At 73.1% G+C, this 25,252-nt stretch carries 21 protein-coding genes; 3 read left to right on the top strand and 18 right to left on the bottom strand.

Features of this window, described 5'->3' with window-relative positions:
- Positions 1-4: 4 nt before the first annotated feature.
- From ftsZ to mraZ, 15 genes are all read right to left on the bottom strand, one after another.
- Positions 5-1,180, bottom strand: a complete 1,176-nt coding sequence (gene ftsZ, locus KM427_RS11120) for a cell division protein FtsZ (RefSeq protein ID WP_215527219.1) — start codon at positions 1,178-1,180, stop codon at positions 5-7.
- Between the two features lie 265 nt (positions 1,181-1,445).
- On the bottom strand, positions 1,446-2,690 hold the full coding sequence (locus KM427_RS11115) for an HNH endonuclease signature motif containing protein (protein WP_215527218.1): 1,245 nt from the start codon (positions 2,688-2,690) through the stop codon (positions 1,446-1,448).
- A gap of 852 nt (positions 2,691-3,542) precedes the next feature.
- Positions 3,543-4,349: a cell division protein FtsQ/DivIB gene (locus tag KM427_RS11110; protein WP_215527217.1), complete on the bottom strand. Its 807-nt coding sequence runs from the start codon at positions 4,347-4,349 to the stop codon at positions 3,543-3,545.
- Positions 4,342-5,712 carry a UDP-N-acetylmuramate--L-alanine ligase gene (gene murC, locus KM427_RS11105; RefSeq protein WP_215527216.1) on the bottom strand — a complete coding sequence of 457 codons (1,371 nt, stop codon included), beginning with the start codon at positions 5,710-5,712 and terminating at the stop codon, positions 4,342-4,344. Before murC ends, KM427_RS11110 begins: the two co-directional genes overlap by 8 nt.
- Positions 5,709-6,797 (bottom strand): undecaprenyldiphospho-muramoylpentapeptide beta-N-acetylglucosaminyltransferase, encoded by a 1,089-nt coding sequence (murG, locus tag KM427_RS11100; RefSeq protein WP_215527215.1) that lies wholly within the window; start codon positions 6,795-6,797, stop codon positions 5,709-5,711. Before murG ends, murC begins: the two co-directional genes overlap by 4 nt.
- A 10-nt stretch (positions 6,798-6,807) precedes the next feature.
- Positions 6,808-8,055, bottom strand: a complete 1,248-nt coding sequence (gene ftsW, locus KM427_RS11095; RefSeq protein ID WP_215527214.1) for a putative lipid II flippase FtsW — start codon at positions 8,053-8,055, stop codon at positions 6,808-6,810.
- A 35-nt stretch (positions 8,056-8,090) separates the two neighbouring features.
- Positions 8,091-9,551: a UDP-N-acetylmuramoyl-L-alanine--D-glutamate ligase gene (gene murD, locus KM427_RS11090; protein WP_183590375.1), complete on the bottom strand. Its 1,461-nt coding sequence runs from the start codon at positions 9,549-9,551 to the stop codon at positions 8,091-8,093.
- 10 nt (positions 9,552-9,561) lie between these two features.
- Positions 9,562-10,632 carry a phospho-N-acetylmuramoyl-pentapeptide-transferase gene (gene mraY, locus KM427_RS11085; RefSeq protein ID WP_183590376.1) on the bottom strand — a complete coding sequence of 357 codons (1,071 nt, stop codon included), beginning with the start codon at positions 10,630-10,632 and terminating at the stop codon, positions 9,562-9,564.
- Positions 10,629-12,017 (bottom strand): UDP-N-acetylmuramoyl-tripeptide--D-alanyl-D-alanine ligase, encoded by a 1,389-nt coding sequence (locus tag KM427_RS11080; protein WP_215527213.1) that lies wholly within the window; start codon positions 12,015-12,017, stop codon positions 10,629-10,631. The genes mraY and KM427_RS11080 overlap by 4 nt, the downstream gene beginning before the upstream one ends.
- Positions 12,005-13,504: a UDP-N-acetylmuramoyl-L-alanyl-D-glutamate--2,6-diaminopimelate ligase gene (locus KM427_RS11075; RefSeq protein ID WP_502887154.1), complete on the bottom strand. Its 1,500-nt coding sequence runs from the start codon at positions 13,502-13,504 to the stop codon at positions 12,005-12,007. The genes KM427_RS11080 and KM427_RS11075 overlap by 13 nt, the downstream gene beginning before the upstream one ends.
- 26 nt (positions 13,505-13,530) lie before the next feature.
- Entirely contained in the window at positions 13,531-15,306 is a 1,776-nt protein-coding gene (locus KM427_RS11070) for a peptidoglycan D,D-transpeptidase FtsI family protein (RefSeq protein WP_252275278.1), read from the bottom strand.
- A gap of 50 nt (positions 15,307-15,356) precedes the next feature.
- A complete protein-coding gene (ftsL, locus tag KM427_RS11065; protein ID WP_215527211.1) occupies positions 15,357-15,938 on the bottom strand; it encodes a cell division protein FtsL in 582 nt (193 codons plus the stop codon).
- Between the two features lie 76 nt (positions 15,939-16,014).
- Complete coding sequence (gene rsmH / locus KM427_RS11060) at positions 16,015-16,980, bottom strand: 16S rRNA (cytosine(1402)-N(4))-methyltransferase RsmH (RefSeq protein WP_183590380.1); 966 nt, start codon at positions 16,978-16,980, stop codon at positions 16,015-16,017.
- A 1-nt stretch (position 16,981) separates the two neighbouring features.
- Positions 16,982-17,188: a hypothetical protein gene (locus tag KM427_RS11055; RefSeq protein WP_183590381.1), complete on the bottom strand. Its 207-nt coding sequence runs from the start codon at positions 17,186-17,188 to the stop codon at positions 16,982-16,984.
- Between the two features lie 231 nt (positions 17,189-17,419).
- Complete coding sequence (mraZ, locus tag KM427_RS11050; RefSeq protein ID WP_183590382.1) at positions 17,420-17,851, bottom strand: division/cell wall cluster transcriptional repressor MraZ; 432 nt, start codon at positions 17,849-17,851, stop codon at positions 17,420-17,422.
- Between the two features lie 478 nt (positions 17,852-18,329).
- Between mraZ and KM427_RS11045 the strand changes: the two genes are divergently transcribed.
- The 3 genes from KM427_RS11045 to KM427_RS25705 are packed head-to-tail and all read left to right on the top strand — an operon-like array spanning position 18,330 to position 22,963.
- Entirely contained in the window at positions 18,330-19,301 is a 972-nt protein-coding gene (locus KM427_RS11045; RefSeq protein ID WP_215527210.1) for an AAA family ATPase, read from the top strand.
- Positions 19,302-19,319: 18 nt separating this feature from the next.
- Positions 19,320-20,585: a DUF58 domain-containing protein gene (locus KM427_RS11040; RefSeq protein ID WP_215527209.1), complete on the top strand. Its 1,266-nt coding sequence runs from the start codon at positions 19,320-19,322 to the stop codon at positions 20,583-20,585.
- On the top strand, positions 20,582-22,963 hold the full coding sequence (locus KM427_RS25705; RefSeq protein WP_215527208.1) for a transglutaminase TgpA family protein: 2,382 nt from the start codon (positions 20,582-20,584) through the stop codon (positions 22,961-22,963). Before KM427_RS11040 ends, KM427_RS25705 begins: the two co-directional genes overlap by 4 nt.
- 315 nt (positions 22,964-23,278) lie before the next feature.
- On the opposite strand, the gene KM427_RS11030 is transcribed toward KM427_RS25705, so the two are convergent.
- The 3 genes from KM427_RS11030 to KM427_RS11020 all read right to left on the bottom strand — a co-directional run bounded on the left by KM427_RS11030 (position 23,279) and on the right by KM427_RS11020 (position 25,158).
- Positions 23,279-23,713 carry an SCO2097 family morphological protein gene (locus KM427_RS11030; RefSeq protein WP_183590386.1) on the bottom strand — a complete coding sequence of 145 codons (435 nt, stop codon included), beginning with the start codon at positions 23,711-23,713 and terminating at the stop codon, positions 23,279-23,281.
- A gap of 215 nt (positions 23,714-23,928) precedes the next feature.
- Positions 23,929-24,663 carry a methyltransferase gene (locus KM427_RS11025; protein WP_183590387.1) on the bottom strand — a complete coding sequence of 245 codons (735 nt, stop codon included), beginning with the start codon at positions 24,661-24,663 and terminating at the stop codon, positions 23,929-23,931.
- A 63-nt stretch (positions 24,664-24,726) separates the two neighbouring features.
- Entirely contained in the window at positions 24,727-25,158 is a 432-nt protein-coding gene (locus KM427_RS11020; RefSeq protein ID WP_215527207.1) for an SAV_6107 family HEPN domain-containing protein, read from the bottom strand.
- Between the last annotated feature and the right edge of the window lie 94 nt (positions 25,159-25,252).

The following is a 25,252-nucleotide window of genomic DNA, read 5'->3' as shown; positions in this document are numbered from 1 at the left end:
GCCGCTACTTCAGGAAGTCGGGCACGTCCAGGTCGTCGTCGTCGAACTGCACCTGGGTGGGCACCGGGCGGGGGGCCGGCTGGGACGGGGCACTGACCGGCTCCGCGGGCCTCGCGGGCGCGGCCTCGGACTGCTTGGTCGCGACCGCCTGGGCCGCGGCCCGGGTCTCGGCCTGGGTCTGCTGCGGTCGGGCGTCGCGCCGCAGGACGGCCCCCTCGTCGCGCCGCTTCGGCTGACCGCCGTCGAAGCCGGCCGCGATCACGGTCACCCGGACCTCGTCACCGAGCGCGTCGTCGATGGTGGCGCCGAAGATGATGTTGGCCTCGGGGTGCACGGCCTGCGCGACCAGCGCCGCCGCCTCGTTGATCTCGAAGAGGCCGAGGTCGGAGCCGCCGGCGATCGAGAGGAGCACGCCGTGGGCTCCGTCGATGCTGGCCTCGAGCAGCGGGCTGGAGACCGCCATCTCGGCGGCCGCCACCGATCGGTCGTCGCCCCGGGCCGAGCCGATGCCCATCAGCGCGGAGCCGGCGTTGGACATGACGGACTTCACGTCGGCGAAATCGAGGTTGATCAGGCCCGGCGTGGTGATCAGGTCGGTGATGCCCGAGACACCCTGGAGCAGCACCTGGTCGGCCTGCTTGAAGGCGTCGAGCACCGACACATTGCGGTCGCTGATCGACAGCAGCCGGTCGTTCGGGATCACGATGAGGGTGTCGACCTCCTCGCGCAGCTGCGCGATGCCCTCCTCGGCGGAGTTGGCCCGGCGGCGACCCTCGAAGGCGAACGGCCGGGTCACGACGCCGATCGTCAGCGCGCCCAGCGAGCGGGCGATCCGCGCCACCACCGGCGCGCCGCCGGTGCCGGTGCCGCCGCCCTCGCCGGCGGTCACGAAGACCATGTCGGCGCCCTTGATGACCTCTTCGATCTCGTCGGCGTGGTCCTCGGCCGCCTTCGCCCCCACCTCGGGGTTGGCGCCGGCGCCGAGGCCACGGGTGAGCTCGCGGCCGATGTCGAGCTTGACGTCGGCGTCGCTCATCAGGAGGGCCTGGGCGTCGGTGTTGATCGCGATGAACTCGACGCCCTTGAGGCCGACCTCGATCATCCGGTTGACGGCGTTGACACCACCACCACCGATGCCCACGACCTTGATGATGGCCAGGTAGTTCTGTGCTGCTGCCACGGCAGGTTCGCCCTTCGCTGCTCGTTCGGATGGTGCGCTGGTCTGGTGCTGCTGGCGGACCTTCGCGGCCCGGGGAAGCTCGTCCGGCGTGTTCCTCAACTCTGACCCTCAGCCTGAGGGTTATAGTTATGTCAACCTCGCCGTGTTGAAGACAGTAGGCAAGCACCATCCGCATTTCGGCGACGACACGCCCACGACGCCGACCCGGCACGAATTTCTCGGGCAGGTTGGCCGCGCTTCCCGGTCGTCGCGAGGGCTCCACCCGTCACGTGCGTCGGTGGAACTGAACCTTCCCGGTGGGGAGGTACGTCGTCACGTAGGCCGGGTCGTGGATGAGGGTGTGGTGCCAGGCGCACAGAGATGCGCCGTCGTCGAGGTTGGTGTGGCCTCCGTCGGTCCAGTGCTGTTGGTGGTGGGCGTGGAGTCCGGCCGTGCGGTCGCAGCCCTCGGCGCGGCAGCCTCGGTCGCGCAGGAACATCGCGATCCGCTGATGCTCGGTGTGGTACCGGCTCCGCCTACCCAGGTCCAGCGGGACCGAAGCGCTGCCGAGGACGGCGGGGATGATCGAGGCCTCGCACGCGAGTCGCCGCGCCATGGCGGAGCTGATGCGGTCACCGGTGTCGAGGACGCCGGCCTTCTCGAGGTGTCCGGTGAGGGTGTCTTCGTCGATGACCACCACGACGGTGGCGTTCACCCCGCCGGTGGTCGGCAGCCGGTCGACCGGGTAGCGCTCGATCAGCTCGCACAGCGCCCGGCCGAGTGCCTCGGGTCCGGGCCGGCGCTCGATGCCGGGGCCCTGGGTCGCCGCCACGTGCTTCGGGGCGGCCAGCGCCATGAGCATCTTCTTGAGTGCGGCGGCGTGGTAGGTCGGCAGCGTGAACCGGCCACGGGTGGTGCCGTCGCCGTCGTCGACCATCGTCAGCGAGCAGGCCCGCAGCGCGGCCGCCTCCTGGCGTTGCAGGATCTGGGCTTCGTGGGCGTCGGCCTCGTCGGGGCCGATGACCTCCCACAGCCACCGCCCCAGCCGCCCCAGCGCCTTCGCGTCGTGGCGCCGCGCCTCCGCGACCAGGTGCGCCTCCGCCTTGCCCAGGGCCTCCGCCCCGAGGTCGGCGGGGAGCCGGTCGACCCACCGGACCACCACCCGCGCCCGCTCGACGCAGATCTCCCCGGCCGCCAGCGCCTCCCGGGTCGACGCGTGGGCCTCGAGGTCGTGGCCGAGCCGCACCGCACCGTACGCCGCCGCCCGGGTGGTCTTGGTCTGGTGGGCCAGCCAGTTCGCCGCACTGGACGCCCCCACCTCTTCGCCGACGTGGATCGTGCCGGCGTGCGCGGCCACCCGGGCCTGCAGCTCGGCGACCTGGGCCGCCAGCCGGGTCAGCTCGACCAGCGTCGCGCCGGCCTCCGCGGGGTCCATGGACCACACCGACGCATCGGCCACCGCGTCGGCGAGGTCGCGCATCTGCGCGGTCGTCGTCGACACCCGGTGTCGCGGCGTGGCCTGTGCTGTCATGCCCACCACTCAAGCACCCGCCACCGACACTCAAGGTCCTGAATCCCCTTATTCCACAGGGGTCTGAGTCACGAACAGGTCACGATTCGGCGTGCTCGTCCACACCCAATGCCGATGTCTGTGGAGGGGTGGTTTCGAGACAGGCGCTAGCGCGCCTTCCTCAACCACCGTGATCCCGGCGACGGTGGTTGAGGTGCGACGAGCGCCAGCGAGGAGCCTCGAAACCACCACCACGACCCGAGCTAGCGCCGACAGTCACGTGCCACGCGTGGGACAGGTGGTTTCGAGACAGGCGCTAGCGCGCCTTCCTCAACCACCGTGATCCCGGCGACGGTGGTTGAGGTGCGACGAGCGCCAGCGAGGAGCCTCGAAACCACCACCACGACCCGAGCTAGCGCCGACAGTCACGTGCCACGCGCGGGACAGGTGGTTTCGAGACAGGCGCTAGCGCGCCTTCCTCAACCACCGTGATTCCGGCGCGGGTGGTTTCGAGACAGGCGCTAGCGCGCCTTCCTCAACCACCGTTGCCCGACGAGGACGGTGGTTGAGGAGGTTGCGCTAGCAACCGTCTCGAAACCACCCCCTACCTCGAACCGACCACAGGTCGGCGTCCTCCCGATAGGCGCCAACGGGGTGCGCGGGAGGAGCCGTCAAGGACGGCGAAGCCGCCGCAGGGAATCCTTGACGGCGGAGGACGCGCACCCATACTGGCGCCGCCGGGAGGACGCCGACACTCCCCGCCGCGCGGCAGGTGGTTTCGAGACAGGCGCTAGCGCGCCTTCCTCAACCACCGTGGGCGCACGGAGGTTTCGAGGCGCCAGCGCGCCTTCGCACCTCAACCACCGTGGCGACTCAGCGGCTGGTCGGCTGGCCGGGCACGCTCACGTCGTACCGCTGTGCCTCGACGGCGCCCAGGAGCTGCGCGAGGACCTTCGCCTTCAGGTCGGGCTCGTCGGCGCTCCCCCAGACGACCTCGCGGCCGTCTCGCAGCTCGAGGGAGATCGCGTCGATGGTCCGCACGTCGACGTGGTCGACCTTCGCGGCGAGGTCGCCGGGCAGCGCGGCGACCACCAGCGCGCCCTCGCGGAGCGCCTCCGAGCCGGTGTCGGCGGCGGTCTCGATGCGCGGCAGGTCGGGCGGTGCCTGGGCGAAGTCACGGAACACCACGCCCTGGTCGTCGAGGCCGCGCAGCTGGCCGCTGATCGTCACCACGGCGACCGGCACCCGCTCGACGACGGTGACCAGCACGGTGTCGGGCCACTGGCGGGTGACGTCGGCCGAGCGCACTGGCGCGAGCGCCTCGACCCGGGTACGGATCCGGTCGAGGTCGACGGTGGCCAGCGGCTCCCCGGTCGGCACGGCGGCGGCCCGCTCGACCTCCGCCGCATCGAGCTGCTCCACGCCGGTGACCTCGACCCCGTGCACCGACAGGTACGAGGAGAAGTAGACGAGCCACACGCCGCCGACGATCAGCCCCACCACCAGCACCACGGCGAGCGCGGGCTTCCACGCCAGCCAGCGACGGGCCCGCTGACGGCGCGCGAAGCGCCGACGGCTGGCCACCAGAGCCGGGTCGAGCAACGGGTCGGGCCCGTCGTCCTGCGCGGCCTGCAGCGCGTCGAAGCCCTGCGTCTCGTCGGGGTCGCGGCGCCTAGCCATCGCCGCTCTCCCCGGAGAGCAGCCGGAGCACCCGCGGGCCGATCTCGGTGATCGTGCCGGCGCCCAGCGTCAGCACGAGGTCGCCGGGGCGGGCCCGCGCGACCAGCGCCGCGGGTACGGCGTCGAAGTCGGGCACGAAGCTCACCCGCTCGGGCGGCAGTGGCACGGCGCCCGCCACCAGCGCGCCGGTGACGGCCGGGTCGGCGTCCTCGCGCGCGAGGTAGACGTCGAGCACCACGACCTCGTCGGCCGCCCCGAGGGCGACGCCCATCTGCTCGCCGAAGATCCGGGTGCGCGAGACCAGGTGCGGCTGGAAGGCGACCACCACGCGGCCCTCCCCCGCGACCGCCCGCGCGGCCTGCAGGTCGCCGGCGATCTCGGTCGGGTGATGGGCGTAGCTGTCGTAGACGCGCACCCCGCCGGCCTCGCCCTTGCGCTCCATGCGCCGCTTGGTGCCGGTGTACGACGCGATGCCGCGCGCCAGGTCGTCGGCCCCGACGCCGAGCGTGACGCCCGCGGCCAGCGCGGCCAGCGCGTCGACCAGGTAGTGCTCCCCCGGCGACCACAGCGTGACGCCGGCCAGCGCGTCCGGGCCGAAGTCCGCGTCGTGGCGCGCGGAGACCGTCACCACCCGGCGACCCGCGGCACGCTGCCGCGCGGCGAGCGCCGCGGCACCCGGGTCGTCGACGCAGCAGACCAGGAACCCGTCGGGGTCGACGGTGTCGGCGAACTCGTCGAACGCCGCGACGTAGGCCTCCTCCGTGCCCCAGTTGTCGAGGTGGTCGGCCTCGACGTTCGTGACGATTGCGGCGTACGGCGCGTAGTGGAGGAAGGCCCCGTCGCTCTCGTCGGCCTCGGCGACGAACACCTCGCCGGCACCCTCCGCGGCGTTGACCCCGGTGGCGGTCAGCTCGCCGCCGATGGCGTACGTCGGATCGGCCCCTGCCGCCTGCAGCCCGACCGTCAGCAGGGAGGTCGTGGTCGTCTTGCCGTGGGTGCCGGCGACGGCGACCACCCGGCGGTCGGCCATCACCGCGGCGAGGGCGGCCGAGCGCGGCAGCACGCGCAGGCCGCGGCGCATCGCCTCGGCGTACTCGGGGTTGTCCTCGCGCACCGCGGTCGAGACCACGAGCGTGTCGGCGTCGGCGACCTGCGCGGCGTCGTGGCCCAGGTGCACGGTCGCGCCGAGGGCCCGCAGCGCGTCGAGCGTCGGCGAGTCGACGCCGTCGCTGCCGCTGACGGTGACGCCCCGGGCCAGCATGATCCGGGCGATGCCGGAGAGGCCGGCGCCGCCGATGCCGACGAAGTGGACACGGCCGAGGCGCTCGGCGGGGAGCAGCTCGTCGGGGACGGGGATCTTCACGACCGGGCTGCCTCGAAGACGATCCGGGCCAGCCGCTCGTCGGCGTCCCGCGGGATCAGCGCGGCCGCCGCGGCGCCCATCGCGGCGAGCCTCTCGGGGTCGATCGCGAGGCCCGGGACGGTGTCGGCGACCCAGTCGGCGGTGAGGTCGGCGTCCTTGACCAAGATGCCGCCGCCGGCGTCGACGACCGGGCGGGCGTTGTGCTCCTGCTCGCCGTTGCCGATCGGCAGCGGCACGAAGACGGCGGGCAGGCCCACGGCGGCGGCCTCGGTGACGCTGCTGGCGCCGGCCCGGGAGACCACGAGGTCGGCGGCGGCGTAGGCGAGGTCCATCCGGTCGACGAAGTTGACGACGACGTAGGGCACGTTGGGGTCGGTCTCGGGGGACGCCTCGCCCTGCGGGCCGACGACGTGCAGCACCTGCACGCCCGCGGCGGCCAGCGCGCCCGCGGCACCGGAGACCGACTGGTTGAGGCGCCGGGCGCCCTGCGAGCCACCGGTCACCAGCAGCGTGGGCCGGTCGGGGTCGAGGCCGAAGGACGCGCGCGCCTCGGCGCGCAGCACGGCCCGGTCGAGCCCGGAGATCATCGGCCGGATCGGCAGTCCGACGTACTCCGCCCGCGGCAGCGGGGTGTCGGGGAAGCTGACCGCGACGCGCCGGGCGACCCGGGCTCCGGCCTTGTTGGCCAGGCCGGGCACGGCGTTCTGCTCGTGGACGACCAGCGGCAGCTTGCGGCGGCGGGCGGCGAGGTACGCGGGCATCGACACGTAGCCGCCGTACCCGACCACGACGTCGGGGCGCACCCGGTCGAAGACGGCGAGCGTCTCCTTGACGGCGGCGCGCAGGCGGGCCGGCACCTTGAAGAAGTCGGCGTTGGGCTTGCGGGGCAGCGGCACTGGTGGGATCAGCTCGAGGGGGTAGCCGGCCTCGGGCACCACCCGGTTCTCGAGACCGCGGGGCGTGCCGAGACAGGTGATCTCGGGCTCGATGCCGAGGTCGGGCGCGAGCCTCCGGATCGCGTCGGCCGTGGCGAGCAGGGGCGAGGTGTGGCCGGCGGTGCCACCGCCGGCGAGGAGAACGCGCATCAGCACAACCCTAGCCAGCGCGGGGACCGGCCGAGAGGCCGGCCGATCGGGCCTTCTTGCGCTGCGCGAGCGCCCGCGCCGCCTCGGGCTCGCGACGGGCGAAGCCGATCAGCAGGCCGAGCGCGACCAGCGACGGCAGCAGCGCGGAGCCGCCGTAGGACACCAGCGGCAGCGGGATGCCGATGACGGGGAGCAGCGCGAGGACCATGCCGACGTTGATGATCATCTGCCCGAGCAGCCAGACGACGATGCCGAAGGTCATGTAGCGCACGAACGGCTCGGTGGTGCGGGAGGCGACCCGCACCGCGGCGTAGGCGATGGTGAGGAAGAGCACGATCACCAGCAGCGTGCCGATCAGACCGAGCTCCTCGCCGAGCACGGCGAAGATGAAGTCGGTGTGCGCCTCGGGCAGGGTGCCCCACTTCTCGCGGCTGCCGCCGATGCCCTGGCCGAAGATGCCGCCGGAGGACAGCGCGAAGAGTCCGTGGGCGGGCTGCCACCCGGCGTAGTGGTAGTCCTTGAACGGATCGGTGAACGTCATGATCCGGTCGAGGCGATGCTGGCTGGTGGTCGCTAGATAGAGCGCCAGCACGCCGATCATCGACAGCATCAGGGTGAACAGCCGCGCGGGCGCTCCGACGACCCACAGCATCGCGAGGAGGATCGCGAAGAGCACGAGGGCGGTGCCGAGGTCGCGGCCGAGCATGACGAGCACGATCACCAGCCCGATGCCGAACACGACGGGCATCAGGATCTGGTGCAGGCTGGTGAGCTTCCGGTCCTTGCGGGCGTAGATGTGGGCGGCCCACAGCACGATCGCCAGCTTGGCGATCTCGGCGGGCTGGATCGTGAACGGGCCGATGCCGAGCCAGTTGGTGTTGCCGTTGACCGTGCGCCCGAGCCCGGGCACGCGCACCAGCGCGAGCAGCAGGACCGACAGCAGCAGCGCCGGCCAGGCGAAGCGCCGCACCAGCCCGAGCGGCATCCGGGAGGCGAGGAACGCGCACGGGATCGCGATCACCACCCAGATCAACTGCCGGGTGACGATGGCGTAGGAGTTGCCGTCGTTCTTCTCGTAGGAGTAGACGCTCGACGCGCTGAGCACCATGATCAGGCCGATGGTGAGCAGCAGCGCGGACGCGCCGAGCAGCAGGTAGTACGACGTCAGCGGCCGGTCGAGCGCGGCGCGGGCCGCGGCGTACCAGCCACCGATCGCCGAGCGGCGCTGGGTGCTGTCGAAGGGATCCGCGGTGGTCATCGCGTCCCCTCCCTGAACCGGGCCCTGAACCTGGGCTACATCCTGCGGCGTACGGCGGCGGCGAACGCGTCGCCGCGCTCGCCGTAGTTGGTGAACATGTCCATGGAGGCGCATCCCGGCGCCAGCAGCACCGTGTCGCCGGGTCGAGACAACTCGGCGGCCGTCGCCACGACGCGCTCCATGGCATGTCCACCATCTACCGGGCCAGTCTCGTCGTCGCCGACCACGATCACGGGCACATCGGGGGCGTGTCGCGAAAGCGCGTCCGCGATCACGTGGCGGTCGCGGCCGAGCAGCACGACGCCGCGCAGCCGGTCGCGCACGGTCAGCACCAGGTCGTCGAAGCTCGCGCCCTTGGCCAGGCCGCCGGCGACCCACACGACGCTGTCGTAGGCCAGCAGCGACGACGTCGCGGCGTGGGGGTTGGTGGCCTTGGAGTCGTCGACCCAGGTGACCCCGTCCGCCTCCCCGACGACGGCGATCCGGTGACCGTCGGGGCGGAAGGCGCGCAGCCCGTCGCGCACGGCCGCCTGCGAGACCCCGTGGGAGCGGGCAAGTGCCGCGGCCGCCAGGGCGTTGGCCACGAAGTGCGGAGCAGGCGAGGCGAGGTCGGCGATCGTGCAGAGCTCGGCGGCGCTGGTGTCCCGCTGCTCGATGAACGCGCGGTCGGCGAGGATGTCCTCGACCAGGCCGACCATGCCGACCGCCGGCATGCCCAGGGTGAACCCGATCGCCCGCGCGCCCTCGATCACGTCGGCCTCGCGGACCAGCCGCTCGGTCTCGGGGTCGGCGACGTTGTAGACGCAGGCGCGCTGCACGCGCTCGTAGATGCGCCCCTTGTCGGCCGCATAGTCGGCCATGCCGGTCGGCCCGGCGTACCAGTCGAGGTGGTCCTCGGCGACGTTGAGGACGGCGGCCGCCTCGGCGCTCATCGAGTCGGTGTAGTGGAGCTGGAAGCTCGACAGCTCGACCGCCAGCACGTCGTACGGCTCGGGGTCCATGACCGCCTCGACGATCGGCAGCCCGACGTTGCCGACCGCGATGCTGCGCAGCCCGGCGGCCCGCAGGATCGAGTCGAGCATCTGCACGGTCGTGGTCTTGCCGTTGGTGCCGGTGACGCACAGCCACGGGGTGTCGTGGTCGGGATCCCGCAGCCGCCAGGCGAGCTCGACCTCGCCCCAGATCGGGACGCCGCGCGCGGCCGCCTGCGCGAGCAGCGGCGCGGTGGGCCGCCAGCCGGGCGAGGTGACCAGCAGGTCGACGTCGTCGGGCAGGGTCTGCGTCGTGCCGGGGCCGAGGCGTACGTCGGCGCCGAGCACCTCGAGCAGCTCGGCCTTCGCGGGCCGGTCACCGGCGTCGGACTCGTCGAGCGCGACGACGCTCGCGCCGAGGTGGTTGAGGTTGTCGGCGGCGGCGAAGCCGGACACGCCGAAGCCCGCGACGACCGCGCGGACACCCTCCCAGGAGTCGTGCCGGCCGAGGCTCCCCGGATTCATGGGAGATCCTTCACAGACGTGCCACCCACTCGGCGTAGAAGATGCCGAGGCCGCCGGCGACGCACAGCCCCGTGATGATCCAGAACCGGATCACGACCGTGACCTGCTCCCACCCGAGCATCTCGAAGTGGTGGTGCAGCGGCGCCATCCGGAAGATCCGCTTGCCCTTGGTGACCTTGAAGTAGCCCACCTGGAGCATCACCGACAGCGTCTCGACGAGGAACAGCCCGCCGAGGATGATCAGCAGCAGCTCGGTGCGGGTCAGGATCGCGAGGCCGGCGAGCGCGCCACCGAGCGACAGCGATCCGGTGTCGCCCATGAAGATCGCGGCGGGCGAGGCGTTCCACCACAGGAAGCCGAAGCACGCGCCGGTCAGCGCGGCGGCCACGATCGCGAGGTCGAGCGGATCTCGTACGTTGTAGCAGAGCGCGGTGTTCTCGACGGTGCACGACTGGTTGCTCTGCCAGATGTTCACGATCATGTACGCCGCGAAGACCATCGTGCAGGCGCCGGTGGCGAGGCCGTCGAGGCCGTCGGTGAGGTTCACGCCGTTGCTGGTCGCCACGATGATGAACCAGATCAGCACCACCGCCAGGACCATCGGCAGCGCCAGCCAGCTGATGTCGCGCAGGAACGAGATCTTCTGCGACGCCGGCGTGACGCCGCTGTCGTCCTCGAGCCACGGCGACAGGGCGAGCACGCCGAAGACCACGGCGACCAGGGTCTGGCCGATCATCTTGGCCTTGCTGCGCAGGCCCAGGCTGCGCTGCTTGGAGATCTTGATGTAGTCGTCGAGGAAGCCGACCAGGCCCATGCCCACGAAGAGGAAGAGCAGCAGCAGCGCCGAGGCCGACGGCACCGTGCCGGTGATCAGCAGCGCTCCGAAGTAGCCCAGCACGGTCGCCAGGATGATCACGACGCCGCCCATCGTGGGTGTGCCGCGCTTGGTGTGGTGGCTGGTGGGCCCGTCGTCGCGGATCTCCTGGCCGTAGCCCCAGCGGGTGAAGAGGTTGATCGCGACGCGGGTGCCGAGCAGCGAGATCAGCAGGGCCAGGCCGCCACCGAACAGGATGGCTCTCATGGCTTGTGGTCTCCCTCCAGCAGGCCGTCGGCGATCGTCTCCAGGGCGGCTCCGCGCGAGGCCTTGACCAGCACGACATCGGCGCCCGCGACATTCTCGCGCACCCAGGCCGCCGCCTCGTCGCGCCCCGCCGTGACGATCACCTCACCGGCCCACTCCGGTACGCCGCGCAGCCCGTCGGCGATGCCCGCGGCCGGAGCGCCGACCACGACCACGACGCCGACGCCGAGCGCGGCCGCGGCCCGGCCGACCTCGACGTGGCCGGCGTGTGCCTGGTCGCCGAGCTCGCGCATCTCGCCGAGGACGGCGACGGTACGACGTCCGCGGCGCGCGCCGATCTCGGCCAGCGTCTCGACGGCGGCCGTCATCGAGGCCGGGTTGGCGTTGTAGGCGTCGTTGATCACCAGCAGCCCGTCGGACCGCTCGTGCAGCTCCATGCGCATCGGGGACGCGGTCGCGGCGGCCTCGAGCGCGGGCCCGATGACCGCGAGGTCGACCCCGGCCGCCAGCGCCATCGCCGCGGCGGCCGCGGCGTTCTCGACCTGGTGGAGACCGCTGTGCGGGAGCCGCAGCCGGGTGCGCTGCCCGCCGACCGCCAGGGTGACCTCGGGCCGGCCGAGGTCGTCGAGGTCGACGTCGGAGGCGCGTACGGTCGCGTCGGCGTGCTCGGCCCCGAAGGTGAGGACCGCGGCCGCCGTGCGCGTGGCCATCGCGGCCACGAGCGGGTCGTCGGCGTTCAGCACCGCGGTGCCCGAGGGCGGCAGCGCCTCGACGATCTCGCCCTTGGCGGCGGCGATCGCATCACGCGAGCCGAACTCCCCGATGTGCGCGGTGCCGACGTTGAGCACGGCGGCGACCTGCGGCGGCGCGATCTCGCACAGGTAGGCGATGTGACCGACGCCGCGGGCGCCCATCTCGACGACGAGGTAGCGCGTGGCGGCGTCGGCGGTGAGCACGGTCAGTGGGACGCCGATCTCGTTGTTGTGGTTGCCGGCGGTCGCCACGGTCGGACCGGCGGCGGCGAGCACCTGGGCGAGGTAGTCCTTGGTGCCGGTCTTGCCCTGCGAGCCGGTCAGCGCGAGCACGGTGGTCCCGCCGGCGACGAGCCGGTCGACGACGTGGCGCGCGAGGCGCCCGAGCGCGACGACGGGGTCGGCGACCACGACCGTCGGCGCCTCGGTCGGCCGGGTGCCGAGGACGGCGTGCGCCCCGGCGGCGTACTCGTGGCCGTCGACCCGCTCGCCGACCACCGCCACGAAGAGACCGCCCGGCTGCGGCCGGCGGCTGTCGACGTAGGCAGGTCCGCTCACCACGACATCGGCGACGTCCGCGGTGACCGAGCCGCCCACGATGTCCGCGATCTCGCGCAGGCTCAGGGCAAGCACGCCAACTCCTCCCGGGCGACCTCGCGGTCGTCGAAGGGATGCACCACGCCGTCGATCTCCTGTCCCGTCTCGTGCCCCTTGCCCGCGATCACCACGATGTCGCCGGGCCGGGCCCTGCGCACCGCCGCGCGGATCGCCGCGCGCCGGTCGCCGATCTCGACGACCTCCGCCGCGCCGTCCTCGACGCCCGCCAGCATGGCCGCGCGGATCGCGGCCGGATCCTCGGTACGCGGGTTGTCGTCGGTGACGACCAGCACGTCGGCGAGCCTGGCGGCGATGCCCGCCATGATCGGCCGCTTGCCGGGGTCGCGGTCGCCGCCGGCGCCGAGCACGACGATCAGCCGGCCGTCGGTCAGCGGCCGGAGGGTGCGGATCGCGGCCTCGACGGCGTCGGGCTTGTGGGCGTAGTCGACCACGACGAGGAAGTCCTGGCCGGCGTCGACGCGCTCGAGGCGGCCGGGTACGCCGCCCGCCGCGGCGATGCCGGCCGCGACCGCCGCCGGGTCGAGGCCGGTCTCCCCCGCCGCGGCGACGGCCGCGAGCGTGTTGGCGACGTTGAAGTCACCGGGCAGTGGGCAGCCCGCCGCCAGCCGGCGCCCGTCGGGGGTCACGATCACGAACGTCGAGCCCTCCGGTCCGGGCTCGACGTCGTCGACCGTCCAGTCGGCGGCACCGGTGGTGGAGAACGTGCGGACCGGCACCGTCGCCTCGGTGACGAGCCGACGCCCGTGCTCGTCGTCGATGTTCACCAGCCCGAGCCGGGCGCGCTCCGGCGTGAACAGCGACGCCTTCGCCGCGAAGTACTCCTCCACGTCGCCGTGGAAGTCGAGGTGGTCGCGCCCCAGGTTGAGGAACACCGCGACGTCGAAGACGACGCCGTCGACCCGGCCCATCACCAGCGCATGGCTGGAGACCTCCATCGCGCAGGTCGTCACGCCGCGCTCGCGCATCATCGCGAACAGCCCGTGCAGGTCGGGCGCCTCCGGCGTCGTCAGCGTCGTCTGCACGTCCGCGCCGGCCACCCGGGTGCCGTTGGTGCCGATCACGGCCGCGAGGCCCCCGCCCTGGGTCAGCCCGCCCTCGAGCAGGCGCGTCGTGGTCGTCTTGCCCTGGGTGCCGGTCACACCGATCATCCGCATCGACTCGGCGGGGTCACCGTAGACATGGGCGGCGAGGCGCCCCAGCACGGCGCGGGGCCGGGAGACGACCAGCACCGGGACGTCGACGGCCGCCGACCCGGCACCCGCCGGGTCGGTGAGCACCGCGACGGCGCCGGCCCCGACCGCGGCCGGCGCGAAGTCGACGCCGTGGGCGCGGCTGCCGGGCAGCGCGGCGTACAGGTCACCGGGCCGGATCCGCTGCGAGGAGAGGGAGATCCCGGTGACCTCGACGTCGCCGAGATCACCGACCGCCTGCGCGCCGACCCAGTCGGCGAGGGTCGCGAGCGGCGTCCGCGGGGGGTGTTGGGGCCGGGTGGAGTCGCTCACCACGTGAACCTATCGCTGCACGACGCTCACCACTCGACCGGCAGCCGCGAGGGCTGGGTGCCGGTCGGAGGCACGCCGTAGCGGCGCAGCGCGTAGCTCATGATCTTGGCGAACGCCGGGCCCGCGACCGAGCCGCCACCGCCGCCGTTGCGGGGGTTCTGGACGACGACGTAGATGGTGAAGCGCGGGTCGTCGGCGGGCGCGAAGCCGGCGAAGGAGACGGTGAACGTGCCGTCGTAGCAGCCGCACTCCTCGCCGACGCGCTGCGCCGTACCGGTCTTGCCGGCGACGCGGTAGCCCGGCACCGCCGCACCGGGCGCGACGCCGACGTCGGGGTCGACGACCCGCTCCATCATCAGCGCGGTCTGCTTGGCGGCCTGCTCGCTCACCACGCGGGTGCTGGTGGCGTGGTCGGTGCCGACCGGCCGGCCGTCGTCGCCGGTGGCGGAGCCCTTGATCAGGCTCGGGGACACCCGGACGCCGCCGTTGGCGATCGTGTTCACCGCGGCCGCCATCTGCACGCCGTTGACCGACAGCGACTGGCCGAAGTCGATGCGGTCCTCGAGCTGGGACGTCCACTCGCTCAGCCGCGGCAGCAGGCCCTTCGTCTCGCCGCGGACGCCGATGCGGGTGGGCTTGCCGAGCCCGAACTGGCGCAGGTAGCGGAAGAGCTGGCCGTCCTTGAACCGGTCGGCGGCCAGCACGGTGCCGATGTTGGAGGACTGGGCGATCGCGCCGGTCAGGGTCAGCCGGATGGTGCCGTGGGTGAACCAGTCGTGGATCACCCGCCCGTCGCGCGGCAGGTCGGACGGCACCACGATCTTGGTGCGCGGCGTGACGAGGCCCAGGTCGAGCAGCGAGCTGGCGGTGAGCACCTTCTGGACCGAGCCGGGCTCGTAGACGTCCTGGAGGGCGCGGGAGCCGAGGTCGGCCTTCGCGGACGCGGTCGGCTCGTTCGGGTCGTACGTCGGGTCGTCGGCCACGGCCAGCAGCTCGCCGGTGCGGGAGTCCATCACGATCGCGAAGCCGGACTCGGCGCGGGCGTTCTCCACGGTCTCGCGGATCACCCGCTGGGCGTACCACTGGAGCTTGGTGTCCAGCGTGGTCCGCAGGTCCTTGCCGTCGACCGGCTCGGTGATCGTGCTCTCGCCCAGCGGCAGCCGGTTGCCGCTGCCGACCTCGTAGCGGGTGGAGCCGTCGACGCCGGAGAGCTCCTTGTCGAAGGTGCGCTCGAGGCCGGCGAGCGGCTCGTCGGTGCCCATGAAGCCGACCAGGTTGGCGGCCACGTCACCCGCCGGGTAGTCCCGCAGCGGGTCGCGCCGGGTGTCGAGGCCCTGGTACCCCTTGCTGTCGGCCTCCTCGACGACCTCGGTCGCGATCGTCGCGGGGACCCGCCGGGCGATGTACTCGAACCGTGCCTCCACGCCCTGCTCGGTCTGGTGCGCGCGCAGCTTCGCCAGGGTGCTGACGTAGTCGACGCCGAGCTTGCGGTAGAGGAACGCCGCGAGGTCGGCCGCGTCGTCGTCGGTGAGCCGCGGGTCGGCGACCACCATCATCCCGTCGATCGAGTCGGCGAGCGGCTCGCCGTTGCGGTCCATGATCTGGCCGCGCGTGGCCGGCAGGTCGACCTCGACGAGGCCCTCAGCGGCGGCCATCTCGGCGTACGAGTTGGGGTCGATGCCCTGGAGCTGGACCAGGCGCGCACCGAAGACCGACAGCACCATCGCGATCACCACGAACCCGATGCGCAGGCGCAACTGGGGCGAGCCGCGCCGGGTGCCGCGGGGCGTGGTCGCGGGCAACGGCTGCTCCTCTGGTCGGGGGATGGGCGGGGGTCGGGAACGAGCCGGGGCTACCGGTTGTTCTTCTTCCTACCGTCCCGGGCGTCCCGATCCGGGTTGCCGCGGCCCGTGTCGGCCTGTGAGTTCTCACCCGCGGAGGCCGGTGGGTCGACGGTGACGACGTTCGGCGGCGGGTTCAGGATCGCGGGCTTGCTCGGCGGCAGCGGGTTGATCCGCAGCGACGGGCTGTCCGGGCCACCACCCGCGCAGGGCACGCCGGAGACCTCGCCGGTGCCCAGCCGGAGGAACGCCGGGCTGCAGGCCTGCACCATGCCCAGCCGCTTGGCCGCGGCGGCGATGCGCTGGGGGTTGCGGAGCCGGTCGAGCTCCATCTCGAGGCTCTGTTGGCGGGCGGCCAGGCGGGTCGCCTGCTGCTCGAGCCCGGTGGTCGCGAAGGACGCCTGCTGCATCGAGGTGTTGAAGAGCAGCAGCCCGACGACGCCGCCGAGCAGCACCATCGTGACCAGGGCGAGGAACGGCGCCCGACCGGCCGCCTTGCGGCGCCGCGGGACGACCGTCAGCCGGGCCCGCTCGACGGCGGCGCCGGCGAGCCTCGGGATCCGGGACCGGACCTGCATCGCTGGACTGCTCATGGGCGTACTCGCTTCGCTCCGTGCGCCCCTGAGGCACCGGATGCACTGTCTTGGATGACTCGCTCGCTGCGCTCGCTCATGCTGTCTCTCCCCTGCTGTCTCGCATCCGTTCGACGGCCCGCAACCGCACCGACGCGGCGCGCGGGTTCGCTGCGATCTCCTCCGGCCCGGCCTTCTCGCTGCCCCGGGTGACCAGCCGGAGTGCCGGCTCGTGCCCCTCCGGCACGAACGGCAGGTCCTCGGGCACGTCGCTGCGGGTCGCCGCGGTGAACGCCTGCTTGACCAGGCGGTCCTCCAGCGAGTGGTAGGACTCCACGACCACCCGGCCGCCGACGTTGATCGCGTCGATGGCCGCCGGCATGGCCCGCCGCAGCACGGCCAGCTCGTCGTTGACCTCCATCCGCAGCGCCTGGAAGGTGCGCTTCGCGGGGTGTCCCCCGGTGCGCCGCGCGGGCGCCGGGATCTCGGCGTACAGCAGCTCGACGAGGCGCCCGGAGGTCGTGAACGGCTCGCGCTCGCGCTCCCGCACGACGGCGGCCGCGATCTTGCGGGCGAACTTCTCCTCGCCGTACTCCTTGAGGATCCGGGTCAGGTCGGCGGCGGGATAGGTGTTGAGGACCTCGGCCGCGGTGATGCCGGTGGTGCCGTCCATGCGCATGTCGAGCGGGGCGTCCTCGGCGTACGCGAACCCACGCTCGCGGACGTCGAGCTGCATCGACGACACCCCGAGGTCGAACAGCACCCCGTCGACGGCCGCGAGCCCGAGGTCGGCGAGCACGTCAGCGATCTCGTCGTACACCGCGTGGACGCCCGTGAAGCGATCGCCGTACGCCGCGAGCCGGCGGCTCGCCAGCTCGAGCGCCTGCGGGTCGCGGTCGATGCCGACGACGCGGGTCGCGTCGATGCGGGAGAGCACGGCCTCGGTGTGGCCGCCGAGGCCGAGGGTCGCGTCGACCAGGACGGCGCCGGGTCGGTCGAGCGCGGGTGCCAGCAGGGAGACGACCCGGTCGAGGAGGACCGGGACGTGGGAGGGGCTCGGCATGTCAGGCCTGACGCGCCGCGAGTGCCAGCAGGAGGAAGCACGCCGCGACGCCGACCGAGGTGGCCGCGGAGAACACCATCAGGGTGGCCGCGTCGCGGGCCAGTTGTCGCACCCGGGGCGCGGGCTCGCCGTGCTGCCCGGCCGGACGGAGATCCGGCTCGTCCGGTGCAGCCAGGTGCGGCGACGGTGCCGCGGAGGCGATGCTCATGGTCTCGACCCTTGATGTGGTGGTGCTGGGGAAGTGGTTTCTCGGGTGCTGCGATCCGCCTGACCAGGTCCCTGCCCGCTCCCACGTGGGAAGGCATCTGGAACCGGGGAAGGTGCCCCAGATGCGGGTCGTCTGGAACCGGGGAAGGTGCCCCAGACGGTGGCGGGAGCGGGCTCGAGACCTCGTCCTGCGGATCGCTCTTGAGTTCTGTGGGTGCTGGCCTCTCGGCGGCTAGCCCTGAGGGGCCGGCTGTTCGTCGAGCTCGGCGAACTTGGCCTGTGCTCCGCTGGAGTACTCCCGCCAGCGGGCCGGGTCCCAGATCTCGACCCGGTCCATCACGCCGATGACGACCACGTCGCGGTCGAGCCCGGCGTACTCACGCAGCGGGGCCGGGATGCCGATCCGGCCCTGCTTGTCCAGGGATCCCTCGTCGGCGCCGGCGAAGAGGATGCGGGCGTAGTCACGCGCGCCGCGCACCGTCATCGGCGTGGCCTGGGCCCGGCGGGCCTCCTCCATGAAGACGTCGGTCGGCCACACCACGAGGCAGTTCTCCTGTCCCTGTGTGACCACGAGCCCCTCCGAGAGCCGATCCCTGAACTTGGCCGGGAGGAAGAGCCGCCCCTTGTCGTCGAGCTTCGGGGTGTACGTGCCCATGAAGAACATCGGGCACCTCCACTCCTCACGCTTCCTCCACTTCGCCCCACTCTACTCCACATCACTCCACCGTCAACCACTTAGCGCCCGCGGCGACCGCGATTTCCGGGGCCCGCGGGCCGGATCCGAGCGGCGGGCGACCGCCGGTTCCCGACGTACGCCGATCCGCGGACCTCGCGTTTGCGCAGGTCAGCACGGGTCCCCCGGGCGCCGTACCGCCCGGGGTGGTGCGCCGGTGGGGAGGGATCCACTCGTGGTGGGGCGCGATGGAGCGGGGTGGAGTGGCTGGTGGGGCCGGCGCGGGCTCGGCCGGGTGAACCCGGGTGGCAACCAAAACGTGCTGACCGGAGTCAGATACCCGAGTCGGGTGGGCGCGGCCAGAATCGTCGGGTTGTGGGACCACATAGGTTTCCCTTCACGACTTAGGGTTGAGACAGCGTGGTCCGCCTCACAGGAAGGCGGGCTTCGGGGGTTGGGAAGGGACAACGTGGACATTCAGGCGGGCGGGGCGGACCTCGAGACGCTGGCACGGGTCGTGGGCCGGGTGCGGTCGAACATCGAGCGGGTCATCGAGGGCAAGCCCGACGTCGTCCACTCGACGCTCGTGGTGCTGCTCGCCGAGGGGCACCTGCTGATCGAGGACGTTCCCGGGGTCGGCAAGACCATGCTGAGCAAGACCCTGGCTCGCAGCATCGACTGCTCGGTGCGGCGCATCCAGTTCACCCCCGACCTGCTGCCCTCCGACGTGACCGGCGTGTCGGTGTTCAACCAGAACACCCGTGAGTTCGAGTTCCGGCCCGGCGGCGTCTTCGCCAACATCGTCGTGGGCGACGAGATCAACCGGGCGTCGCCGAAGACCCAGTCGGCGCTGCTGGAGTGCATGGAGGAGCGTCAGGTCACCGTCGACAACTCGACGTACCAGCTCGAGCAGCCGTTCATGGTGATCGCGACCCAGAACCCGATCGAGATGGAGGGCACCTACGCCCTGCCCGAGGCGCAGCGCGACCGGTTCATGGCCCGGGTCTCGGTCGGCTACCCGGTCGAGGCCGCGGAGATCGCGATGCTCGGCACCCACACCGGCGCCAACCCGCTCGACGACCTCGAGCCGGTCACCGATGCCGCCGAGGTGCGCAAGCTGATCGCCATCGTCAACCAGGTGCACGTGTCCTCCGACGTGCAGCGGTACGCCGTGGCCATCGCCTCGGCGACCCGGCGCTCCGAGGAGCTGTCGCTGGGCGCCTCGCCGCGCGCGACGCTGCACCTGGTGCGCGCGGCCAAGGCGGTCGCCGCCATCGACGGGCGCGACTACGTGCTCCCCGACGACGTCCACCGGCTCACTCGCCCGGTGCTCGCGCACCGGCTGCTGCCCAGCGTGGAGGCCGCGATGAGCGGCCGGTCCACGGCCGCGATCCTGGACGCCGTCGTCGGGACGGTCGCCGTCCCCGCCGGCGCCCGCTGACCCGAGAGCACCAGGCTCATGAGAGAGGCACTGGCCGGCCTGAGCGTCCGCGGACGGGCCTTCCTCGCCGCCGGCGTCACCGCGGTCGTCTGCTCGATCATCCTCGACCAGACGACGCTCGCCCGCGTGGGCGTGCTGCTGCTGGCGCTGACGCTGATCACGGTCCTGGTGCTCGCGCGCAACCGCTACCGGCTCACGCTGGTGCGCAACGTCACCCCGCAGCTGGTGGCCGCCGGGCAGCCGGCCCGGGTGACGCTCACCCTCGCGAACGACGGGCTCGCGCCCAACGGCGTACTCCTGCTGGAGGACCAGGTGCCCTACGTGCTCGGCACCCGGCCGCGCTTCGTGCTCGAGGGCATCAGCCAGGGCTGGCGGCACTCGGTGAGCTACCAGGTGCGCTCCGACGTGCGCGGCCGGTTCGAGATCGGCCCGATGTCGGTGCGGGTCAGCGACCCCTTCGGATTGGTCGAGCTGGGCCGCACCTTCCGCACTACGGTGCCGCTGATCGTCACGCCGCGGACCGTGCCGCTGCCGCAGATCCCGCTCGGCGGCGCCTGGACCGGCTCGGGCGACAACCGGCCGCGGGCGTTCGCGATCGGCAGCGCGGAGGACGTGACCGTGCGCGAGTACCGCCGCGGCGACGACCTGCGCCGCGTGCACTGGCGCAGCTCGGCGCGCGTCGGGCAGCTCATGGTGCGCCGCGAGGAGCAGCCCTGGCAGTCGCGGGCGACGCTCTTCCTCGACAACCGGGTGACCGCGCACCGCGGCCAGGGCATCGCGTCCTCGCTCGAGGCGGCGGTCTCGGTCGCGGCCTCGGTCGCCCTGCACCTGACCCACCGCGGCTTCGCCGTACGCCTGGTGACCGCGACCGGTGAGGAGCCGGGCAGCGCCTGGCACGTGCGCGGCGCCGACCTGAACACCGGTCCGCTGCTCGAGGCGCTCGCGGTCGTGGCGCCGGTGCAGCAGCCGCGGCTGGAGACCGGGTGGCTGGCCGAGGGCGCCCACGGCGGGCTGACCGTCGCGGTGTTCGGCGGCGTGGACGCGGCGGACCTGCCGGTGCTGCGCCGGATGCAGCACCACGCCGGCTCGGCGCTGGCCGTCGCCGTCGACGTGGACGCCTGGATCGGGGCCGCCCCCGACGACGGCGCGACCCGGGTGCTCGCCCAGCAGGGCTGGCGCGCGGTGGCGCTGCGACCCCGCGACCGGCTCGACGCGATCTGGCAGGAGCTCGGCCACACCAGCGCGCAGACCGCGCGCGGCGCACACCAGCAGGTCGGGTCATGAGCACCCGGCCCCGGGGCCGGCTCGGCGCCAACGTCATCTTCGCCGCCACGACGGCGGGCACCACCTGGCTGGCGATGAACGCCTGGCGCGACCTCACCGTCCGCCCGGGCGACTTCCTCAACCCGCTGCTGCTGCTGGCCCTGGTGATCGCCGGTGTCGGGGTCGCGGCGCGCTGGTGGCGCTGGCCGGGCGCCGCCGTCGTGGCGTTCCAGGTGGTCGTCGGCGCGATGCTGAGCTGCCTGATGCTGGTCGGCTCCCCGCTGCCGGTCGGCGGTGCCTGGACCGAGCTGACCACGATGATCGGCGACGCGCTCGACACCTCCCGGCAGTACCGCGCGCCGGTGCCGCTGGGCGCGCCCCCGGTCGACGTCCTGCTGGTCCTCGGTGGGCTGGCGTGCCTGCTGCTCGTCGACATGCTGGCGTGCACGCTGCGGCGGGTGCCGCTGGCCGGCCTGCCGCTGCTCGCGATCTTCAGCATCCCGGTCGGGATGATCGACCAGGGCATCGCCTGGTGGGTCTTCGCCATCACCGCGATCGGCTACCTCACGATGCTCTTCCTCCAGGAGAGCGACCAGGTCGCGCGCTGGGGCCGTCCGCTCGGCGAGGACCGCGAGACCGGCGATCCCATCTCGTTCGGCGCCGGCGCGACCACCGTCCGCAGCACCGCGAGCCTGGTCGGTGGCGCCGCGACCGCGATCGCCGTCATGGTGCCGGTGCTGATCCCGGCGACCGGGCTGCACATGTTCGACTTCGGCCCGGGCTCGGGCGGCGGCGACGACATCAAGGTGGCCAACCCCACGGCCGACCTGGTGCGCGACCTCAAGCGCGGCGACGACATCCCGCTGATCCGGGTGACGACCAACGACCCGGACCCGTCGTACCTGCGGATCCTCGCCCTCACCCGCTTCTCCGACGCGGAGTGGAGCCCCGGCAACCGGGAGGTGCCGGCCGACCACCTCGCCGACGGCCAGATGCCGCCGCCGCAGGGCGTCGCCGCGGAGCTCTCCCGGCAGGACTATCCCTACCAGGTGAGCGTGCTGCCGACGTTCGACTCGCGCTGGCTGCCGACGCAGCCGCCGGTCAGTCTCGTCGACGCCCCGGGTGACTGGCGCTACGACCAGCGCACCATGGACTTCATCGCCGGCGACCAGGACCTGTCGACGGCCTCGCTCGACTACACCATGACCTCGGTCGACCTCAACCTCACCTCGGCGCGGCTGGAGCAGGCGGGCACGCCCACCGGCAAGGTGGACGACATCTTCACCGACCTGCCCGAGGACATGCCGCCGATCGTCCACGACCTCGCGGTGCAGGTGACCGACGGCGCGACCACGCAGTACGAGAAGGCGGTCGCGCTCCAGAACTGGTTCCGCACCGAGTTCAGCTACTCCCTCGACCGCGCCGACGGCAACGGCACCGATGCGCTGGTGGAGTTCCTGACCGACGCCCCGGGCGGCCGGATCGGCTACTGCGAGCAGTTCGCCTCGGCGATGGCGGTGATGGCTCGCGACCTCGGCATCCCCGCCCGGGTCGCGATCGGCTTCCTGAACCCGTCGGCGGACGGCCCGGACACGTGGGTCTACAGCTCCGACGACATGCACGCCTGGCCCGAGCTGTTCTTCGACGGCGCCGGCTGGGTGCGCTTCGAGCCCACCCCGGCCGGCCGGGCCGAGGACGTCCCGTCGTACACCGTGCCCGGCACGCCCGACGACGGCCCGACCGCGTCGATCTCGCCGTCGGCGAGGTCCTCGGCGGTCGCGCCGACCAACCGTCCCCAGGACACCGAGTCCGCCGCGGCGGACGCCGGCGACTCCGGCGACACCGGGTCGACGATCGCGTGGGGGCCGACGCTCGGCGGGCTCGCCGCGGTCGCGCTCCTCGTCGGCGGACTGCTGCTCCCCCGGCTGGTGCGCTCTCGGCGTCGCGAGCGCCGGCTCGCCTCGGGCGCGATCGAGGCGGTCTGGGACGAGCTCCACGACACCGCGCTCGACCTCGGCGTCCCGTGGCCGCCCGGCCACTCGCCGCGGCGTACCCGCAACGTGCTGGTCGAGCACCTCGGCGCGCCCGCCGGGCCCGACTCCCCCGAACGCCCGGCACACGGACCGGCCGTCGCCCCCGCGGCGGTCGCCGCCCTGGACCGGCTGGTGCTCACCCTCGAGCTGGCCCGCTACTCCCGCGCCGGCGCCACCACCGACCCGGTGCGGCTCCGCAGCGACGGCGAGGCGTGCGTCGCCGCGCTCGCCGGCGGCGCCACCCGGGCCGCCCGGCGCCGCGCCACCTGGTGGCCCCGCTCCGTGCTCACCCTGCGCCGCCGTACCAGCTCCACCGCCCCGCCCCTCGAGGCCCGCTACGGCGGGGTCGTCGACAACATGAGCTGACCGGCCCCGCACCCGGTCGGCGTCGGATCGGACTTTGCGGATAGTCCGTCACGTTCCGGTTGTCGATCCACGCTCATGACGACCAGAACGTGACGGACTATCCCGCCGCCGCTGCCGGCCGGGTGGCCGACGGGGAGGTCGCCATGAGGGATACCCAGTGACGATGTGGTTGTTCCGAGCGCTCCGGAGCAACCACATCGTCACTGGGTATCCCTCATCCGGCTGCGCGTGGGACGTGCTCCGAACGTGGAACGACCCGGCCGTGGTCGACCGGGTCGTGGTGCTGGTGGTGCTGGTGGTGCTGGGTGGCGCGAGTCAGAAGCCGCCGTGCTCGCGGCGCCGGCGCCAGCGCTCCTCCATGCGCTCCATGAAGGAGCCGCCGTTGGAGCCGCGGTTGCGCTTGGTACGGCGACCGCCGTCGATGACGGTGAAGCCGCGGCTGGGGTGTGCGGCGCGCGGGTCGGCCGCCGCCGGGGCCGCATGATGACCACGCATGGCGGCCAGGGCCACGGTGGCCGAGCCGAGCATCACCACGAAGCCCGCGATGCCGAGAACTGTGATCCGGGCGACGGCGCCGGTCATCAAGACAGCGACACCGATCGCGAAGCAGACACCTGCGATGATCGCGCGGCGACGGGCCGTGCGGCGGAAGGCCGTGCCGCGCAGCGTCGACGCCAGCTTGGGGTCCTCCTCGACGAGGGCCCGCTCCATCTGCTCGAGCAGTCGGAGCTCCTCTTCCGAGAGTGGCACCGTACCTCCCACATGGTCATCGCCGGACACAACGACTCCGGCAACTGCAAGTCTAGGCAGCGGCTGCTGATCCCGGTAGGCGGGTCGCCGAATTTCGTCACCGAATCGTGGCCGACGCCTGGTCGGCACGGTGCCCAGGACGGCGTCGGGGCGTTCCGGACGCGGTCACGGGCGGCTGCGATCCGCCCCCGCACGGGCATCCGGCCGTCAGCGGGTCAGCGCGCCAGAAGGTGCAGCTGGGCCGCCAGCGGGAGGTACTCGGGTCGCTCCGAGACCGCGCGCTCCAGCTCGACCAGGGCGGCGGTCGCCCCAGCCTCGAGGTCGAGCAGCGAGCCGGGGACCAGGTCGGCGAAGACGCGGACACCGTGGACCGCGCCGACCGCGAAGCCGGACCGTTCCAGCAGCTCGGTGGCCTCGGCCGCCGTGAAGCGGTGGCCGGCGCGGCCGTCTCGCGCCCCCACCGGGGCATCGAGCAGCGTCAGCGCCTGTGTGAAGTGGCCGGCCATCGCCCGGGCCACCACGGCCGCGTGTCGCTGGGCGACGAGCAGGCTCAGCGTCCCGCCCGGGCGGAGCACCTGACGCAGGGTCGCCAGCGCGGCGACCGGATCGTCGACGACCTCGAGGACACCGTGGCACAGCACGACATCGGCACTCTGCGGCCCCACGGCGTCCAGCAGCGTCGCCAGGTCGCCCTGCTGCGCCGCGACCTCGACGTCGAGCTCGCGGGCCCGTCGGCTCAGCGCCGCGAGCGCATCGGGGCTCGGGTCGACCACGGTCACCCGGGCGCCGAGGCCGGCGACCCGGACCGCGAACCCGCCGGTGCCGCCGCCGATGTCGAGCACGTCGCCGCCGGCCTCGACGTACGGCCGGACAGCGTCCCAGACCACCGAGCTCCTGGCGGCGGTCCGTCGCTCGCTCGGGGGCTCGGTGGGCCGCGCGCTCTCGTTCATGCCTCCGACACTAGTGGCGCGAGGCCGGTGACGCGCGAGACCCGGCGCGTCACCCGGCGTGCATCACCCGGCGCGCATCACCTCCCCCGCGGCGAGCGGGGCGTGTGGCACCAACCCCAGGGACCGCTCGACCACGGCGAGGAACCGGTCGGCGTCGCGCACCAGGTCGTCGGCCTCCCGCGCGGCGACCGCCCGTGTCGAGCCGGCCTCGGCGGCGGCCCGCTTGGACGCACCGGCCGCGAAGAAGGTCGCCCACTCGCCGAGCTCGGGAGCGACCTCGGCGAGCAGCACCCACGCGTTCTTCTGTGGTCGGCGACCGCGGCGTGCCGATGGCCGGGCCCGGGCCGCCAACAGCGCCGCCGCCGAGCGGAGCGCCGCGACGTGGGCGCAGGCGTAGCGCGTCGGGGCGTCCGTGGCCGCCACCGCCTCGCTCAGCGACTCCGCCGCGCGGGCGAGATAGGAGTGCGTGGTGGCGGGCAGGGCGTACGGGTTCATCGAGCACCTCATCTCCTCGACCCAGGACCGGCGACCCACTGTCGGTGCGACCGGGCATGCTGAGCCAGGCCCGGCCCGGCCCGACGGGGACGGG

Origin of the sequence: Nocardioides sp. LMS-CY (assembly GCF_018732145.1) — a bacterium.
Taxonomy (GTDB): domain Bacteria; phylum Actinomycetota; class Actinomycetes; order Propionibacteriales; family Nocardioidaceae; genus Nocardioides; species Nocardioides soli.
The sequence above is the reverse complement of the archived record's forward strand: the minus strand, read 5'-3'. Positions and strand labels throughout refer to the sequence as shown.